The following is a 17,531-nucleotide window of genomic DNA, read 5'->3' on the forward strand; positions in this document are numbered from 1 at the left end:
CAGTTTTTTTCGGATTCATCTTCATTATGATCTTCGAAGCCTTTTACGCCCATGCTGCTGCACCTCCTGAAATGACGCTCTCCGAGGTCATTACCTACACCTGGCTCAAGCAGGCTTTCTTGGCCTTTGTTGTCCTATGGCTGCGGGATAACGAGCTGTTTCAACTCATCACAAGCGGGAATATCGCCTATGAGCTGTGCCGGCCCAATGGCCTTTACGGACTTTGGTACGCCAAGCTGCTTGCCCAGCGCATCTCAAGCGCCCTGCTTCGCTGCTTCCCAATCCTTATCGTCACGATCTTTCTTCCCGAGCCTTACCGGCTTAAATTGCCGCCAGACCTGCTTTCTCTGCTTCTGTTCCTCGCGGTACTGATCGCCGGACTGCTCATGCTGGTTGCGATCTCGATGCTCATCTACATATCCGTGTTCGTTACGATGTCTCCAGCAGGGTCACTGCTCCTATTCAGCGTCTTTGGCGAATTTTTAGCCGGACTTATCATCCCCGTTCCGCTCATGCCGGATTGGATGCAAAAAATCGTCTATGTACTGCCCTTCCATTGGACGGCCGACTTTCCCTTCCGGGTATTCACCGGTAACATCGGCATCGAAGAGGCTTCAACCGGCTTGTTGATTCAACTCGTCTGGTTAGCTGCCTTAATTGCCCTAGGGTATTTTACGATGAAAAAAGCGCTGAGACGCATCGTGGTACAGGGAGGGTAATGGAGATGACTTTATATTTGAAATACATGCTCATGTTGTTTAAATCGCAAATGCAATATCGCGTTTCCTTCTTCTTCCTCGCAATCGGACAATGCTTAACGCCGTTTATTGCGTTTGCAGGCATTTACTTCCTGTTCGATAAATTTGGACAGCTGCAGGGATGGAGCTTTTATGAGGTCGCATTATGCTTTGCTATTACTCATATCGCATTCACCATTACGGAATGCTTTGCCCGGGGATTTGATTCCTTCTCGTCGCTTATCGTAACAGGGGATTTCGACAGGCTGCTAGTCAGGCCCCGGGGTACAGTCGTTCAAGTATTGGGCTCCCGATTCGAATTTGCCCGCATCGGAAGGCTGCTTCTCAGCGGCGTTGTTCTCACGTGGGCCGTCTCTAATATTGGAGTCGATTGGACGATGCTCAAAGCTATTGCACTTCTGCTTATGATCGCCAGCGGCGTCGTCATCTTCACCAGTATTTTCATTCTGGCCGCATCAATCAGCTTCTGGACGGTGCAAGGACTCGAGATTGCGAATATCTTCACCGACGGCGGCCGTGAAATGACACAATATCCGCTCGACATTTATACGAAGCGGGTTAGGCAGTTTTTCACCTTTATCATCCCGTTCGCCTGCTTCAATTACCTTCCGCTGCTGTACATTCTCGGACGCAAGGAACAGGAGCTTTATGCGTTCATCCCGCTTGCCGGGTTTCTCTTCCTTATTCCTTGTCTGTTCTTGTGGCGCGTTGGCGTTCGCCATTATCGCTCCACCGGTTCCTAGAACCTGCCTCATAGATCAACAAAAAAATGGCGATCCGGTATCAAACAAAACCTGTTCGCCATTTGAATCTCTCACTATCGCGGCAATCTATTTGCAATGCTTTTTCCATCTTGTTTTCGGCCTGGATACAACCCCGACGTCGACTGCTTTAATGGAAGAAAGCTTAATATAAGAGACAACGCCCTTCGCATTCAGAATAACGCAGCCGCCCTCAATGCCAAGAAAAATTCCCGTACGCGTAACTCCGTCAAACTGAATTCGAATATTTGGGGTGCCGATGCCGATTTTATTCAAGATGCAAAGAGCATAACTATCCGTTCCGCCGCTGCTATGGTGCCGGCTCCCTTCGCTTTTACCGCTGTCGCGACTTCCCCAGCTGTTCGCGTGCTTGTCTCCACGGCTCTTGCAACTGCAGTTGCTGCCACAGCCGCAGTTCTTGCAGCCTCCGCTTTTTTCGCCATGGCTTTTTTTGCTGCCGTCGCTTTTGCTCCCACTGCTCTTACAGCCATAGCTATAGCATCCCTGGCTGCGTTCACCGGAGCTGCTTCCTCCTTTTCTGGACAATTTCATCACTCCTTCATTCCGTTGTTTCTATAAGATATGCAGAATGCTAGAGTTATGCTTGTATCTTTATACTAGATTGCAAGATTCATTGTTTAATGATGCAAAAAAAAAGCCCGAGCTATGGTAATTTCGGGCTTCTTTTTCATAAGTGCTATTGCTTCGTTCCGGTCTGTCCGCTCGACTTCCCTTTACCGGTAAGCATAAGCACAGCCAGAACCACAAGCGGCAGCGCTATGCAGAAAACACCGTCGAACCAAGGATAATAGTACAACAGCAGCTGGTTATACTCAGAAATATTGGGAGTCCCGGCTATTGTAGCGACGATCAAAATCATGCCATAAGGTATCGTCAGCATACGGCTTTCCTTAAGACCAAATACTTGCGCAGTTCCGGCCGTTAATGCAAAAAACAAGAGCAGCGTCTTAAAAAAGACGGTAATAATCCAAATTAGCATCAGAATGACCTCAAGCCGCTCTAAAAACTGTCCAATCGTTATCTTTTGCGCCAGCACAAAGGTCGGATAATACTTGGTCTCCATCAGACTAGGGCCAAGCACAAGCACGCATAAATCAACTACAATGAAGAGGATTAAGCCGCCAATGGCATAACCCCATAAAATCGGTTTCGTCAGCTTCACTTTCCCTGTAACATGAGGGACCAGCATCAGCAGTACGACCATTTCAGTGAAACCGGTAACAAAAGCTGGAATTGCGCCCTGAATGACTGGAGTCAATCCTCTTGCCAACATCGGCTTCATATTTGAGATATCCACTTGAGGCGTCAAAAACACAACCATGAACAAGAATAGAAAAAGAAACAAAGGAAACAGTAGTTCACTTAAGCGCGCAAACGCTTCGATGCCATATCGATATGCGATAATAATTACAGCCATAAACAGCAGTAATATCGCATTGACCGGTGTCTCCGGCATCATTTGTGTCGTCATGAACTGGCTCATTTCACTCATTAATGTGAGACCGCCCATAAAAAAGTTAAACAGAAACAGCAGCCCCATAAAGCCGCCTGCTGCCTTGCCAATCCGGTTCTGCAGAGCGGTTATGGGACTCTGTCTCTGCAGACGGTTGGCGATTGCTGCAAAAACAGCTCCCAAAACAAGTCCCATTAATGTGGCTAATGCCATTGAGAGCCATGCATCCTGCTTAGAATAAGCCGCAACAATGGTTGGCATAATTAGAATAGAGTCACCAATAACTCCGATAATAATCAGAATCGTGAATTGGCGAACCGATATTTTAGCATTAGCGAATTGTCCCATTCGTTTTTCCTTTCGGTTAGCGCTTCTTCTAGCCTATCGTCCCTCCGAATGCGTATTTCAATAGGCCGAACGGGTTCGGAAGATCCTGCTCCAAGGCCAAAGCAATATATAATCCAGAGCCTATGGACAGCAATATGAGGAAAACGGCCAGTTCCCGCTTGCGTTTCCGTTTGACAAGCCCCGGCACCTCCAATCCGATGGCAGCTGCGGCTAATGCCAGCACTGCAAAGACCGATGACATAATCGCACCTCCATTACTTCAAGGTCGTATTGCCGGTCGTTCCTGTTTTGCGAATCAAAAGCTTAATCTTATATTGGATTTTAACATCCGGCAAATAGGTATCGTTCCAATCCGTTTTAACCTGCTGCCACACCGAGGGATGATCCTTCTGAAGCTGGTTGCCAAAGCCTAAAAAATCGGATTTCATCTCCTTCGCCTTCTTCACTGCCGCCTCGCAATGGTCTCGGATAACATTCCCCGCAGCGATCTGCAGCTTTTCGATTGTGGCAGGGTCCGCAATATCAACATCTCTGCAGCCTCTATCGACAATATTGCCTTCCGAACGGATATTAATCGTGAACTCCGGTTTTCCTCCAACTACTTTCGATTCGATACTGGCATTGGAAGAAGTAACCTCGACTCCGATATAGGTATCATTTTTTACACGGAATTCCGAGTGTGGTGCTTTGCAATTTATTCGTAATATCCGTGAAGCCTTTACTCTCGGTTTCATTCAACCATCCTACCAGCTTATCTCCTTTAAAAGCCGCGATTCCCTTGTAACGATAACGGCTTCGCGGAAGAAACGTCTCTACGTTTCGTTTCGATTCCGCCATCTCCACACTGCCGATTAGCTTGATGCCTGTCATCGTCAGCTCGATTCCGTCAGCAGACAGCTTCTTCAGCACATCATCCATCGTTACAGATACGGTTGGCGCCCAGTTTTTCTCAGATGTTTCAAGTGATCTCAGCATACTGTTGGTTGGCAGCTTATCAAGCGGTGTATACAGCTTTAATATATTTTCCGCTCTCGTCCCTCTTGCAATAACGAGGTTGAAATCCATTCTCTGCTCGTTGTCGCGAAGGGCATTATCGAAAAAATCGCCTATTCCCTTTCTTGCCAGCTCTTCGCTTATGATATACATCTGCAGATGTCCCATATATACCTTCCGGGGCGCCTCCGCCGTTAAGGAACGGGCCGCTTCCTGCATCGTTCTGCCCCGGCCTTGATACAAGGTGCTGGGAGGGCGCTCGCCGCCTCTTTTTTGCGCTGATATCTCACTTGGATTCACGACCTGGAACGACACGAGATATTCGCCATCCACCCAATCAAAGCCGATGCCCAGTACAATAAGCAGCTCGTTCAGTTCCCTCCGGCTCCAACAGCCATTCAGCATCAGCAGACATAGCAGAACGATCGTCATCTTGTAAAACATTCCGCGCCCCCTCACGGTTTACGTATCCTTGCGGTACCGCTGGAAATGGAAGTACCCGGACGTCTGAACTGAAGCCATCGCGGCAGCCGCACAAGCGAGTCCTCCAAATCCTCCGATTGCAGCGGGGAGATCGGAGACATATAGGGCTCGCTGAAGGATCGCAGTGCACACAGATGCAGCAGCAGAACAAAAAACGCCATAATAATACCAAACAATCCAAAGCTGGCAGCGACCATCATGAATACAAATCTTAATATCCTAACGGGAATTGACATGCTGTAAGCCGGAGTTGTAAACGTAGAAATCGCCGTTACCGCAACGACAATAACCATCGCAGCAGAGACGATGCCGGCTTCTACGGCAGCTTGGCCGATAACGAGCGTCCCCACTACCGATACGGCTTGGCCAATCGCACGCGGCATCCGCAAGCCAGCCTCCCGTAAAATCTCAAAAGTGACCTCCATGGCAAATGCTTCAACGAATGCCGGAAACGGCACTCCCTCCCGTTGCGCTGCAAGACTGATCAAGAGCGAGGTAGGAAGCATATCACGATGGAACGTTGTAATGGCGATATAAAGAGAAGGAAACAGCAGTGAAATGAAAAAGCTGGCAAACCTCAGCATTCGAAGTAAGCTTGCATAGACGGAACGCTGGTAATAATCCTCCGTCGATTGGAAAAAAGAAATAAATTGTGTCGGAACTAATAATACATTAGGCGTGCCGTCAACCAAAATCGCCACTTTGCCCTCCAGCAGCTGCGATGCGACGTTGTCGGGAAGCTCGGTATTGAACACCGTTGGAAAAACCGAGTATTTCCCGTCTTCTATTAATTCCTCGATATAGCCGCTGTCCAGTATGCTATCAATCCGAATCGCTTGCAGCCTGGAGCGGGTCGTATCAATAACCGATGTCTTCGCAATTTCTTTAATGTACATCATCGTAACATCCGTTTTCGTAACAGTGCCTAATGCATAGGTTTCGAGCCTCAACCGCGGATCTTTAATCTTTCTTCTAATCAAAGCGGTATTGGTACGAAGCGTCTCATTAAAGCTTTCTCTCGGTCCGCGAACGGACGTCTGATTCGTTGATTCGCTAATATCCCGGCTTTTCCATTGACGAATATCGGCAGAGAAGGCACGATCGCTTCCTTCCAGCAAAATAACGGCTTCGCCGGATAAAAGACATCGATAGAAAGAACCCATTTCATCTGCACTTCGTATCGATCCAACCCCAACGAGCAATTCTCTTGCCAGAGCAGTCTGGTCGCCCTCCAATGGACGAGCTTCCGGACCGGAGTCATGGATGCCTCTCATATTTCCAATCAGTACATCGAATATATATTGATTGATAATAGCCGAATCAGACAATCCGTCGATGTAGACGATTGCGGCTGCAGCTCTATCCGTTCCTTCGTATGGAATCTCGCGAACGATGACGTCGTCGCTCTCCCCTAAGTCGCGCCGAAGCTGTTCTACATTTTTCTCAATGGAACGTCTAATTGGGATATGTGCATATTCCGGATAAACTTGCGAGTTATCGGGCTGTCTGGATTGAGGCGATGTCTTCCGTTCCATGGGGCTGCACCTTCTCTCTGCGTTGCATCTACTCCCCATTATGACCATTGGTAAATCCGGCTAAACGCGAACATAGCTATGCAGATATCAGAATAAGTTTGAGGAGCGCATCAACACTGACATACAGCTGTCAGTCTTCACCCGCTACAATGGGATCATTCAAGCGGTTCAACCGGAGAGGAAGATATGAGAATGATGACAACGAAAAACGGAAGTAAAACGGGTTGGATCGTAGCTGGCTTGCTGCTCTCCATCTTGATGGCTTCTATGGACAACACGATTGTCTCGACAGCTATGGGCACGATTGTAGGCGAGCTGGGCGGACTAGATCAATTCGTCTGGGTTACATCTGCTTATATGGTAGCGGAGATGGCGGGCATGCCGATCTTTGGCAAGCTGTCCGATATGTATGGACGCAAAAGGTTTTTCCTGTTCGGAATTATCGTCTTTATGATTGGCTCCGCCTTATGCGGTACGGCAAGCTCGATCGCAGAGCTTAGTTTGTTCCGCGCTATTCAAGGTGTTGGTGCTGGGGCGCTTGTACCCATTACATTCACTATATTGCTAGATGCCGTATCCCCTGAAAATCGCGGCAAGCTTATGGGATTGTTCGGTGCCGTATTTGGCATGTCGAGTGTATTCGGACCGCTGCTTGGTGCGTTTCTGACTGACTATTGGAGCTGGCAGTGGATTTTCTATATTAATCTGCCAATTGGCGTTGTTGCTTTGATACTGGTCTCCAAATTTTATAAAGAATCAACCGCTCGTTCGAAGCAGCAAGTCGATTGGCTTGGCGCTTTATCGCTTATCGGAGCGACCGTCTGCCTGATCTTCTCGCTTGAGTTTGGCGGCAAGCTGTTTGCATGGAACTCACTGCCGATTATCGGATTGCTCGGGGGCTTCCTCATTCTCGCTATTCTGTTCATCTTCGCAGAAAGACGAGCGATAGAACCCATTATTTCGTTCGCGATGTTTAGAGTACGGCTGTTTGCGAGCAGCACGCTAATTGCGGTGCTTAGCGGAGCAGCATTCATTGCCGCTTCGGTATATCTGCCTATCTACATTCAGGGTGTGCTTGGCGGCACGGCTACCAATTCGGGATTTATGCTGCTGCCGATGATGCTGGGCACTGTCGTAACGGCCACCCTTGGCGGATTTGTGATGGCACGTCTGTCCTACAGAACGATTCTCGCCTCAACACTGGCATTACTGGTCATTGGTCTTGCGCTGCTGACTACCATCTCTGCTGACACTTCGCGTCTAGTCATCACCGTCTATATGATTATTGTAGGTCTTGGCATCGGCGCATCTTTCTCTGTGCTAAGTAACGCGGCGATTCAAGATATTCCGCCATCCCAAAGGGGATCCGCCACCTCGACGCTCAACTTCCTTCGTTCGTTTGGGATGATGCTGGGCATAACCGTATTCGGCATTTTGCAAAATCATCTGATGACCCGCAAACTGTCCGAGATGTTCCAAGGCGGCGGCATAGCGGACATTCCGCAAAACGTCAATCTTAAAGATCCCTATGTGCTCATGGAGCCTTCCGCCCGCGCTGCAATTCCAGAAGGCATTCTAGACCGGTTGCTTAGCGGTGTCTCCTCTTCTATTACAGACATTTTTCTGTGGGGGTTAATTCCCGCCGTTCTAGCTGTCGGAGCGGCCTTAGCAATGGGGCGTAAAAAGCATGACCCGCAAGCTGAAATGGAAGCTTACGGACATTAAGGATAGTGAGCGGGCAGTGAGAGGATAGATCCTCTTGCAGCCCGCTTCTTTTCTTGAAAAATCGGGCGCCTTTCGTCTATATACACTCCCCTTCGCCTTACATAAACTAAGAAAAAGACTGACTAGAGCGAGGTGAGCGAAGACATGCAGCCAGAATCAGCCCGCGTTGCGTGGCATTCCTCCAAAGTAAGTAAACAAAGCCGGCAGCTGTCCAACGGTCATCGCAGCTGCGTATTGTGGTTTACGGGATTGTCCGGCTCCGGCAAATCGACACTGGCAGCGGAATTGGAGCTTGCGCTGCATGAGCTCAATTACAGAAGTTATATGCTGGACGGCGATAATTTGCGCCTCGGCCTCAATCGGGGACTAGGGTTCAGCCAAGCTGACCGGTCTGAGAACATTCGGCGCATGGGGGAGACAGCCCGGCTGTTCGTTGACGCCGGCTTTATTACGCTGGCTGCAGCCATTTCTCCCTACCAAGCCGATCGGGAGCTTCTTCGTAACCGGTTCGGGCAAGGGGAATTTATTGAAGTGTATGTCCGGTGCACAATCGAGGAATGCGAGCGTCGGGACCCGAAAGGGCTGTATCGAAAAGCGAGGTCAGGCGAGATCCGCCAGTTCACTGGTATTTCGGATCCTTATGAAACACCCGTGCATCCGGAGATTGAAATAAACAGCGAGATGCTTGCCGTCCCCGAATCCGTTTCTATTCTTCTTAGCTATCTTCGCAGCCAAGGCTACTTGCCTGCTGACAGAAAGGCTGGGGAATAACCTTGGCAAATGTGAAAAATAAAGCAGACGACAGCCTCTTCTTGTTCATGCATATCCCCAAAACGGGGGGAACCTCGCTTACGCAGCTTTTGCTCCACCGATTCCCGAAGCTGGTGTACTACTTTGAAGTTGCAGACGATCAGACGCTTCTTCTGGAAAAGCTGCAGGAAGCAGACGCCTTTTGCGGCCATTATCCGTTTGGCCTTCACAGCTTCACGAGCCGTCCTTACCGCTACATGACGATGCTGCGGGATCCGGTAGAGCAGATCATCTCCTATTTTTACTTCAAATATAAAAACCCTAAGTATCCTGCGTCTTACAATATTGGAATCACGCTGGACTATTTCGTTAACGACGACAGTTTTGACCTTGAGTATGTGAATTTGCAAACCCGGTTCGTCAGTGGCGAGCTATGCACGACACAGCCTGATCTGGAGCTGGCTAAAGCAAACCTGCGGAATTACTTTGACTTCATTGGCATAACAGAGCGGTATGCCGATTCCCAGTTCCTGCTGTCGCGGCAGATGGGCTGGAAGCTGAAGTCCTATCCGAGATTGAACGAGACACCGAATCGAGTGCGGCAAAGCGAGTGTGCGGCGGAGACGATTGAGCGGATCAAAGCGAAAAACGCGGCTGATATGAAGCTTTATCGGTACGCCCTTGAACTGCTGGATCAAAAAACTAGCAGAGCTTTCTCCTGCGCAAACGAAGGCGCTCCGCAGATTCAACAAAGCCTCGCTATATGCTGCAAGAAAGCCCCGTCAGACCTGATTGTCAGGTTTCTGATGGGGCTTTCACTCGTATAGTGCAGATTATGATTGGCGCAGCTCCAGATGAAGCAGCGGGAACGGTTTGCCGGAGCCATCCAGCTCCGAGCGTCCCGTCTGAACAAAACCATAACGCCGATAGAAGGCGCAAGCTCCTTCATTTTGCTCATTAACGTCGACTTGAAGTAAGTTTCCTTTCAGTTCCTCGGCATGCTTAAGCAGTGCACGTCCGATTCCTTGGCCATGACGAACGGGATCGACAAAAAGCATTTCGACTTTCGTTCCATCCAGGCCGATAAATCCGGTTGGTTTATTAGCTTCATCATAATGGGTCCACAGCTCAACCCCGGTCAGCGCTTCGTTTCGAACCATCTCGTGGAAAAACTGAATGTCTTCTTCCGTCAAAAAATGATGGGTAGCTACCACCGCCCGATGCCAAATGCCGACAAGCTGCTCATGATCTTCTGACCGGTAAGGTATAATGTTGTTGCTCATAGTAACTAGAAATCTCCTTTCAAAGAGGCCGCTATAAAGCCCGCTCTATGAAATTGATTCTAGCATATTCATTCAACGAGTATCAAAAAAGCCGCTGGTGGCGTGCGAGCCCCACCAGCGGCTTTTTCCTTATAGCTGCTATTCCTTTACATAGCTGCGCCAAGCATGCTTCGGCTGCCACTTCAACAGCGCCTTTGCCTTCTCATTGCTCAGCAGCGATTCATGTCCTTCAAGCGGCTTACGAAAGTCGCTGATCTCCGGATAGCGTGCCGCCATCAGTTCCCGGCTTGGAATCGCCATACTGGAATCATCTGCCGCCAAATTCAATGCAACGCTTCCTAGTCCATCGGCTTCTATTGCCAGTTGAAACGCCTGCGCCGCATCACGAGTATCGATATAGCTCCAGAGAATTCGCTCTCGCTGCTCAGCGTCATGAATAAATTGCGGGAACCGCTCGTACGCTTCAGGCGCGATGACGTTGCCAAGCCGGAACGATACAACCTGCATGCCCGTCCGTCTGTTGAACATATCCGCCGTTTGCTCATTGACAATTTTGGACAAGCCGTAGCTGTCTTGCGGCAGCTGCGGATGTGCCTCATCAACGGGTACATATTGCGGTCCAATCGGATGCTCCGCGAATACGAGTCCATACGAGGATTCACTGGAAGCGATAACTGCCTTGCGGATGCCAAGGCCTGCTGCTGCTTCCAATACGTTATAAGTAGACATTACATTATTGTGAAAAGTAACTTCATTGGGATGAGAGTAGGCTACGGGTATTGCCGCCAGATGAACCACGGCATCCGCCCCCGCCAATATGCCATATACCTCGCCCAAGTTATTCAAATCAACAATGACCGTACGGCCAATCGGCTCTGCCGGATGCTTCACGTCCGCATTCAGCACCTCATACCCTTGCTCTAAGAAATGCTTCACTACCCACTTGCCCAACATACCGCTGCCGCCTGTTACAACTACCTTTGGCACTTGCAGTCACTCCTCTAGTCAGGTTCGGTTGCGGGCATCATTTGCTGCCCTGCACTTCCATTCTAGAGAAGTTTGTCCGGATTTGTAAGTAGGGAAAACAAAGTCACTATATTATAAGAAGTGTAGTTGGTATACGATAGGTTACTATTGAAGGGCAGATAAACACTCTATTTAATCAAAATGTAAAAGTGCAGGTTGTTCGCCGATTTATCGGCGTTTTTTGCCATCAAAATGTAATTGTGCAGGTTGTTCGGGCTAAAACGTACCGAATGAGCCAAAATATTAGTTTTCAACTGTACTTTTGCATCTTGATCACTTTTTCAGCCCTTTTTGGTCTTATCAAAATGCACTTTTACATTTCAAGTTGTTGCCGAAGAAGTCTCGACCGTTTTATTAGTCGTTTTACGAAGTAATGGCTATGAAATCACCCGCCCTCTCATACATCAAACAAGCCCTTTCATCCTCAGATAAAAGGGCTATTGCCTAATTCGGCTGCATCGCCTCGTTCAACGCGATAAGCGACATAACGTAAATCTTCAATGCCGTTAACAAATTCGGTATCGACTGCGCTTCGTCCGGACCGTGAATTTGCCCGTGGCCGGCAGGCATGCCGAGCACGCCGATAGCTGACGGCAATCCAGGGCCAAAGGCCACGGCATTCGGAATCTTGCGGGCGTAGGTTCCGCCGCCCATGACGAAGGGTTCCTCCTGCGTCCCCATTACCCGGTTGAACGTATCGTTCAGCAGCCGAACCTCGATGGCTTCTTTATTGCCGCGATTCGCTTCATTAATATGAACGCTTGCCAGCTTGAAGGCTCCTGCTTCGGCTGATTGGCGCAGCGAAGCCAATAAGTTTTGTGCATCGGCTGTAATGGGATAACGAATATTAATCGCAAGACGAACCTCGCCTGCCTCCAGTCTCCCAACTGCTCCCACACACGTCAGCTCGCCGGACAATTCGTCGGCACAAGTGATGCCTAGCGCTGATCCGTCATTCGTTGCGCAGATTGAGAGAATGAAACGGAACAAGCTCTCATCCGTGCCGTCCAGCAGCCCCGCAGCTATAACAGCGTCTAACAGCACGGCAATAGCATTGACGGACCCCGAAGGAAATGCAGCATGGCCAGAAATGCCTGTTGCCGCAAGCTTCACCACTTCCATCCCATTTACCGTTGTCCGCTCTGTCACAATAGACTCTGGCAGTTGCGACAGCTTGCCCGCCAGCATCTCATTCCAGCGCAGCGTTATTTCCGCATCACCCGGCACAATATTGGAGGCGCTGCCCGCCCGGAAATCGACGACTGCGCTGCTCTCGCTCTTCCAAGCGGCGGAAGCCAGCTCCGCCTCGATAATGCCCTTCTCTCCGTAGCAGACCGGGAAGCCGCTGTCCGCAACGATATTGAAATCCGGCACTTCATGATGCTCAACAAAATAAAGGGCATCCTGCATGCCAGCTTCTTCCGAGCAGCCGACAATTTGCTTCACCGTATAAAGTAGCGGGATTTGCAGCTCCTTGATGCAGCGCAAAGCATACAGCACCGCGACAGTAGGTCCTTTGTTGTCCTGCACCCCTCTGCCGATCAGAAAATCACCCTTCCGTGTAGATTCAAACGGAGGATAAATCCAATGTTCGCCGGCCGGGACGACATCAACATGTCCCCAAATACCCACGCTTTTGCCCGTTCCCTGCCCTGCTTCTATAACACCGCAGCGGTAATCGGCGTTGAACGTCCGGAAGCCGTACTGCTCGCCCAGCGCCAGCATCGTCTCCAGTGCTTCCGCGCAGGCTTCGCCATATACTTTCGGCTCGGCACTTTCCTCAGCCACGCTCGGAATTGCTACGAGCCTGCCGATATCGGCAAGCAATTGCTCCCTGTGCGCTTCGATCCACTCATCAATTCGCGTTTCCAGCATAACGGCGGCAGCCCCTTCCACTTTTCAATTAACCTTTTACCGCACCTTCAGTCAGTCCCGCGATAATGTGCTTTTGCCCAAAGGCATAGACGAGAATAATCGGGAGCATTGCCATCAGATAGGACGTAAACGCCATCGTATAGTTGAAGGAATACTCCGTTTTGAAATTGTATTGGAACAGCGGCAGCGTCCAAAACTCTTTTGCCTTATTGAGCAGCAGCAATGGCAGCATGAAGTCATTCCAGAACCACAGAGCGTCCATAATGACCAGCGTCACCAGCATCGGAGCAATCAGCCGCAAAATGATCGAATAGTAAATTTGAAACGTGCTGCAGCCGTCAATTCGGGCCGCTTCTTCAATTTCCGCCGGCATTTGCTGAATGTAGTTGACCAGCAGAAATACGCCCCTCGTCAAGCTGAGCGCTCCGTATAAAATAATAAGTCCAAACGGATTCAATAGCTGAATGCCGGTCATGATTTTCGTAAGCGGCAGCATGATGACTTGAAACGGTACAAACAAGCCCAGCAATAAATAGAAATAAATGATTTTATAGTAGGTTTTATGCGAATTTCTCGCTATCGCATAGGATACGGTGGGGTTGATCAGCACGACCAGCAAAATAGAGAAGAACGTAATATAGGTCGTATTCCATACATAACCCCAGTACTCGCCTTTGGATAAGAGCTCGGCATAGTTGTTGAAGTTCAAGCTTTGCGGCAGCGCGAAAAAGTTTCTTCCCGCCTCTGGCATCGTCTTGAAGGAGTTGACGAGAACGAGATACAGCGGACCGAGAATGATAATGATGCCCAGCACCAGAACGACGTTGCGAAGTATTCTCCAGCCCAAGCCTTCGGCTTTGATAGTCAGCTTCATTTTCCGTTCACACCGCCTTTACGGGATAGCCAAATCTGGACAAACGACAAGACGGCGATGATAACGAACAGCACGACCGACTCCGCATTCGCCATTGCAAATTTCATATTTTGGAAAGCATCGTTATAGATCATAATGCCAATCAGGTTGCTGGCTTTAATCGGCCCGCCTCCGGTCAGCGTATAAGCATAATCGAAGGAAGTAACCCCCGCCTTAATCGCCAGTACCATGTTGACGGTAATTGTCGGCACGAGAAACGGCATCGTGATGAACCGGAACCGTTTGAATGTCGATGCGCCATCAATCCGGGCAGACTCATACAGCTCATCGGGCACTGATTGCAGTCCCGCGATAAAGATAAGTGTCGGCAGCGCTACCGCCTGCCAGATATTGACCAGCACAATTGCGATCAACGCATATTTTGGACTTGCAAGCGGACTTTGAGACAGCGCCGCGATATTGAGCGCCTCGCCGATTTTCGGAGCGATCCGGTAAAACATCTGATCCCAGATAAGAGACAGCGTAACGGCGCTAATCATCGCAGGCAAGAAATAGACGGACTTGGTAAACGTCTTGAAGCGCTTGAGCGAATTCAGGCTGAGCGCCAGTATTAAGGATAATGCCATCACACCGATGACGAGCATCAACGCATATTTGCCCGTAACCTCAAGCGATTGCCAGAAGTTCGGGTTTTTGAACAGACTCAAGTAGTTGTCAAAGCCGATGTAGTTATAGCTTTTGCTAATCCCGTTCCAGTCCGTAAAGCTGTAATTGATGCCGACGATGACGGCATATACGAAAAAGAACGAGTACAATATGACCGCAGGAAGCGAAAACAAGAAATAAGTCAAACGGTCCCAGGAGAAGACTATCTTTTTGTTCATGCCGCACCTCTGTTCCTTCGAATTCGGATAGAAATAGGAAGGGGACGACTATTGAATTTGTTGCGCTTCAAAGATCGTCCCCTTGCCTTCTTACGGCGCGTTAGTTCGCGGCGTTTAATTTAATCGTAGCGTCGATATTTTGCAAATATTTCTCCACGCTTTGCTTCTCCAGCAGGAATGCCTGCGTCGTGCTGTACAGCTCCGTTACGATGTTGCTCGGAATCGTGGAAGCCATCCAGTCATGCACTTGGCCTTTGTCGATGAAATCGAGCAGCGGCTTCAAGTTGGCATCATCATATACCGTGCCCTCGATAATGGAAGGCTCCCCGGACAGATCAGACCATTTTTGCGCAACCTCCGGACGTGCAAGATAGTTAATGAACGTAATTGCCGCTTCTTTCTCCTCTGGCTTCGCTTTCGCCGATACGGAGAGAGCCGCGTTCACACCGCTGAGTACATTCGTCGTTTCTTGCGTATCATTCGGCAGCGGGAATGCCCCGAATTTCAGATCCGGATTCGCAAGCTTAATGTTGCCGCGGCCATAAGAGCCGGAAATGATCATTGCAGCTTGACCGTTCGCGAAGGCTTCTTGCATCATCGCTGTGCTGGCGCCAGCCGCATCTTTATTGGCGTAAGTGAACAGCTCGTTCAGCTTGTTGCCGAATGCTAGGAATGCCGGGTTGTTCTCCACTTGAGCTTCGCCTTTGGCAACCTTCACCATTTCCTCTACGCCGCCTGGCACGTAGGCAATGTTCGTCGCTTGGAAGATGTGGCCGACGTCTTTAATTGGCAGGTAAAGCGGAGTTACGCCGCTGGCAGCGAACTTCTTGCAAGCTTCAATGAATTCAGCATACGTCGTCGGAATGGCAACGTTGTTCTTCTCGAACAGATCGATATTGTAGTAGACCGCCATGTAGTTGCGCGCATAAGGAAGCGAATAATATTCGCCGTCTTCCGCAGGCGTCATCGCCAAGTACGATTTATTCACTTTCTCGATGAACGGCTGTCCGCTCAATTTCTCGATGTAGCCGTTTTTCACTTTTTCTTTAAATTGCAGCTGAGTCGGCCAGTCTGTGAACAACGGAGGGATATCGCCGGATGCAACTCTCGCCGTCAGCACCTTAACGGAGTCCGGTACGGTGTTCATCTCGATTTTGATATTCGGATATTCTTTGGAAAAGTCCTCGATAACTGCCTTGTAGGCGCTTTGAATGGCTTCTTCCCCTTGCTGCTGGAAAAACTCGATCTTTACAACGCCGTCGCCCGAAGCTTTACCGCCGTTGCTGTTGCTGCCGCTCTCGTTGTTCGCTGCTTTACCGCAGCCGGCAGCTACAATCGTAAACGCAGCCAGCAACAGGCAAATCAGCGTAAATTGTATTTTTTTCATTCATCGTCTTCCTTGTCTCCATTCTCATTATGGTGTCGGATTCGCCTGGCCGGACAGCTTGCCCGCAGCCTCGCTTCGGAAACGGGCCGCGCCCGCTCCGGAGTAATCCGCTTATACAAAATTTCCCGCTGCAGCGAGTTGAACAGCTTAACCAGTTCAGCGCCGGCCGCCGACTCCGGCGGATCGATCGGGCTTCCCCGCTGTTCCACCAGCGCGAGGTAATCCAGTACTTTTCTTTGCGTTAAAGAAAGGGAATCTTTAATGCTGGCAATAACGGTAGGATTGTATGGCAGTCCAAAATAACCGCTTAACGATTTGGCCGCTTCGATATTGTTCGTGAAAAAGTCGATGAACAACGCTGCTTCATCGGGATGAGCCGAGCTCCTCGCAATTCCGTGGTAGAAGGACGGCTTGATGTACATGCCCCGGTCTCCCGACCCCGGATACATAGCAAGTCCGATCGGGAAGCCCAGCTGATTTTCCATAATATCGATCTGATTGCTCCAATACGTCTGCGCGCCAAACGCCGTCAAGCCTTTCGGAAAGGCGCCGTCATCCAATCCTCTCGTGCTTTGCTCCAGCGCCGCCGTGCTGACAAGATCCTCGTCCATCCAGCGGAGCTGCTGCCTGAAGAAGGCGACGAATAATTCGTCATCCTCATACCCGAGTCCGGTTCGCGAGCTGTTGTACAGGGATTTGCCCTGCTGTCTCAGCCACACCTGAAAGTGCTTGAAGGTCAGCGTCGTATCCCCGTACACCCCGGTCCGCTGCTTGATCGTCCGAAGATCAGCTTCGTATTGCTCCCAGGTATAGTCCGGGCCGGGCGGCTCCACACCCGCTTCTTTCAGCAGTTGCGGATTGTAAAACATAGCGAGCGCGTTATTGCCGATATTAATGCCATAAGTGAGGCCGTTGACGGTTGCTCCTTGATTATGAACCGGATGGCTTGACCGCAGATCAATGACATTCGATTCAATATACGTGTTCAAAGGCAGCAGCAAATCCTTCTCGATATATTCGGAGATGTCGGTGTAATCGATGCGAATGATATCGGGCAGGCTGTTCGTAGCTGCCATCACCGACAAATTGCCGGTATAGGCGTCGCCCCAGAAATACTCCGCCTTCACGCGGATATTCGGATAAGCCTGCTCGAACAATCGAATGACCGCTTCGTTCTTCTCGACTGTTAGCTGGGAGTTGGCCCAGTAAGTCATTCTCAGCGTTATGGGCTCCTGACTTTCGGACGCACGGTTAGAAGACATGCGGTCTCGGTCGAATACCGAGCCCGTGCCCATTGCGCTCATGCATAGCGTCAGAACGACCGCCAGCAGCAGCAATATACCGATTCCTATTTTCCTCATGTGCACCATAGCGC

The 17,531-nt window shown here is 49.8% G+C and carries 16 protein-coding genes and 1 pseudogene; 5 read left to right on the forward strand and 12 right to left on the reverse strand.

Annotated elements, in window-relative coordinates:
• The first annotated feature begins 26 nt into the window (after nucleotides 1–26).
• Both TY10_RS20300 and TY10_RS20305 read left to right on the forward strand, forming a co-directional pair.
• Nucleotides 27–719, forward strand: coding sequence for an ABC transporter permease (locus TY10_RS20300; RefSeq protein WP_238327816.1), 693 nt, complete (start codon nucleotides 27–29; stop codon nucleotides 717–719).
• A 5-nt stretch (nucleotides 720–724) separates the two neighbouring features.
• Entirely contained in the window at nucleotides 725–1,501 is a 777-nt protein-coding gene (locus tag TY10_RS20305; protein WP_042167465.1) for an ABC transporter permease, read from the forward strand.
• Nucleotides 1,502–1,791: 290 nt separating this feature from the next.
• Here the strand turns inward: TY10_RS20305 and TY10_RS30580 are convergent, their stop codons facing one another.
• The 5 genes and pseudogenes from TY10_RS30580 to TY10_RS20330 form a co-directional block, all read right to left on the reverse strand.
• Nucleotides 1,792–2,037, reverse strand: coding sequence for a hypothetical protein (locus TY10_RS30580; protein ID WP_155985990.1), 246 nt, complete (start codon nucleotides 2,035–2,037; stop codon nucleotides 1,792–1,794).
• A gap of 179 nt (nucleotides 2,038–2,216) precedes the next feature.
• Nucleotides 2,217–3,341 carry a GerAB/ArcD/ProY family transporter gene (locus TY10_RS20315; RefSeq protein ID WP_042167469.1) on the reverse strand — a complete coding sequence of 375 codons (1,125 nt, stop codon included), beginning with the start codon at nucleotides 3,339–3,341 and terminating at the stop codon, nucleotides 2,217–2,219.
• A 28-nt stretch (nucleotides 3,342–3,369) separates the two neighbouring features.
• Nucleotides 3,370–3,582 (reverse strand): hypothetical protein, encoded by a 213-nt coding sequence (locus TY10_RS20320; protein ID WP_042167472.1) that lies wholly within the window; start codon nucleotides 3,580–3,582, stop codon nucleotides 3,370–3,372.
• A 13-nt stretch (nucleotides 3,583–3,595) separates the two neighbouring features.
• Nucleotides 3,596–4,778 (reverse strand): annotated as a pseudogene (locus tag TY10_RS20325) (Ger(x)C family spore germination protein).
• Nucleotides 4,779–4,789: 11 nt separating this feature from the next.
• The gene (locus TY10_RS20330) at nucleotides 4,790–6,352 is read right to left on the reverse strand and encodes a spore germination protein (RefSeq protein WP_042167474.1); all 1,563 of its coding nucleotides are present in this window, start codon (nucleotides 6,350–6,352) and stop codon (nucleotides 4,790–4,792) included.
• A gap of 195 nt (nucleotides 6,353–6,547) precedes the next feature.
• On the opposite strand from TY10_RS20330, the gene TY10_RS20335 reads away from it, so the two are divergent.
• The 3 genes from TY10_RS20335 to TY10_RS20345 all read left to right on the forward strand — a co-directional run bounded on the left by TY10_RS20335 (nucleotide 6,548) and on the right by TY10_RS20345 (nucleotide 9,654).
• Nucleotides 6,548–8,077: an MDR family MFS transporter gene (locus tag TY10_RS20335; RefSeq protein ID WP_420329422.1), complete on the forward strand. Its 1,530-nt coding sequence runs from the start codon at nucleotides 6,548–6,550 to the stop codon at nucleotides 8,075–8,077.
• 144 nt (nucleotides 8,078–8,221) lie between these two features.
• Nucleotides 8,222–8,848 (forward strand): adenylyl-sulfate kinase, encoded by a 627-nt coding sequence (gene cysC, locus TY10_RS20340; RefSeq protein ID WP_042167483.1) that lies wholly within the window; start codon nucleotides 8,222–8,224, stop codon nucleotides 8,846–8,848.
• An 11-nt stretch (nucleotides 8,849–8,859) separates the two neighbouring features.
• Nucleotides 8,860–9,654 (forward strand): sulfotransferase family 2 domain-containing protein, encoded by a 795-nt coding sequence (locus TY10_RS20345; protein ID WP_238327824.1) that lies wholly within the window; start codon nucleotides 8,860–8,862, stop codon nucleotides 9,652–9,654.
• A gap of 6 nt (nucleotides 9,655–9,660) precedes the next feature.
• Here the strand turns inward: TY10_RS20345 and TY10_RS20350 are convergent, their stop codons facing one another.
• The 7 genes from TY10_RS20350 to TY10_RS20380 form a co-directional block, all read right to left on the reverse strand.
• Nucleotides 9,661–10,110 (reverse strand): acetyltransferase, encoded by a 450-nt coding sequence (locus tag TY10_RS20350; RefSeq protein ID WP_042167489.1) that lies wholly within the window; start codon nucleotides 10,108–10,110, stop codon nucleotides 9,661–9,663.
• A 138-nt stretch (nucleotides 10,111–10,248) separates the two neighbouring features.
• Nucleotides 10,249–11,097, reverse strand: a complete 849-nt coding sequence (locus tag TY10_RS20355) for an NAD-dependent epimerase/dehydratase family protein (RefSeq protein ID WP_042167493.1) — start codon at nucleotides 11,095–11,097, stop codon at nucleotides 10,249–10,251.
• A gap of 483 nt (nucleotides 11,098–11,580) precedes the next feature.
• The gene (locus TY10_RS20360; RefSeq protein WP_042167544.1) at nucleotides 11,581–13,011 is read right to left on the reverse strand and encodes a Sapep family Mn(2+)-dependent dipeptidase; all 1,431 of its coding nucleotides are present in this window, start codon (nucleotides 13,009–13,011) and stop codon (nucleotides 11,581–11,583) included.
• A gap of 28 nt (nucleotides 13,012–13,039) precedes the next feature.
• A complete protein-coding gene (locus TY10_RS20365; RefSeq protein ID WP_042167496.1) occupies nucleotides 13,040–13,885 on the reverse strand; it encodes a carbohydrate ABC transporter permease in 846 nt (281 codons plus the stop codon).
• The gene (locus tag TY10_RS20370) at nucleotides 13,882–14,769 is read right to left on the reverse strand and encodes a carbohydrate ABC transporter permease (RefSeq protein WP_042167497.1); all 888 of its coding nucleotides are present in this window, start codon (nucleotides 14,767–14,769) and stop codon (nucleotides 13,882–13,884) included. Before TY10_RS20370 ends, TY10_RS20365 begins: the two co-directional genes overlap by 4 nt.
• Before the next feature lie 100 nt (nucleotides 14,770–14,869).
• Nucleotides 14,870–16,156, reverse strand: coding sequence for an ABC transporter substrate-binding protein (locus tag TY10_RS20375; RefSeq protein ID WP_042167500.1), 1,287 nt, complete (start codon nucleotides 16,154–16,156; stop codon nucleotides 14,870–14,872).
• A complete protein-coding gene (locus TY10_RS20380; RefSeq protein WP_162160651.1) occupies nucleotides 16,153–17,517 on the reverse strand; it encodes an ABC transporter substrate-binding protein in 1,365 nt (454 codons plus the stop codon). Before TY10_RS20380 ends, TY10_RS20375 begins: the two co-directional genes overlap by 4 nt.
• Nucleotides 17,518–17,531 lie beyond the last annotated feature (14 nt).

The sequence above is a fragment of the Paenibacillus gorillae genome (assembly GCF_000513275.1).
In the GTDB taxonomy this organism is placed as follows: domain Bacteria; phylum Bacillota; class Bacilli; order Paenibacillales; family Paenibacillaceae; genus Pristimantibacillus; species Pristimantibacillus gorillae.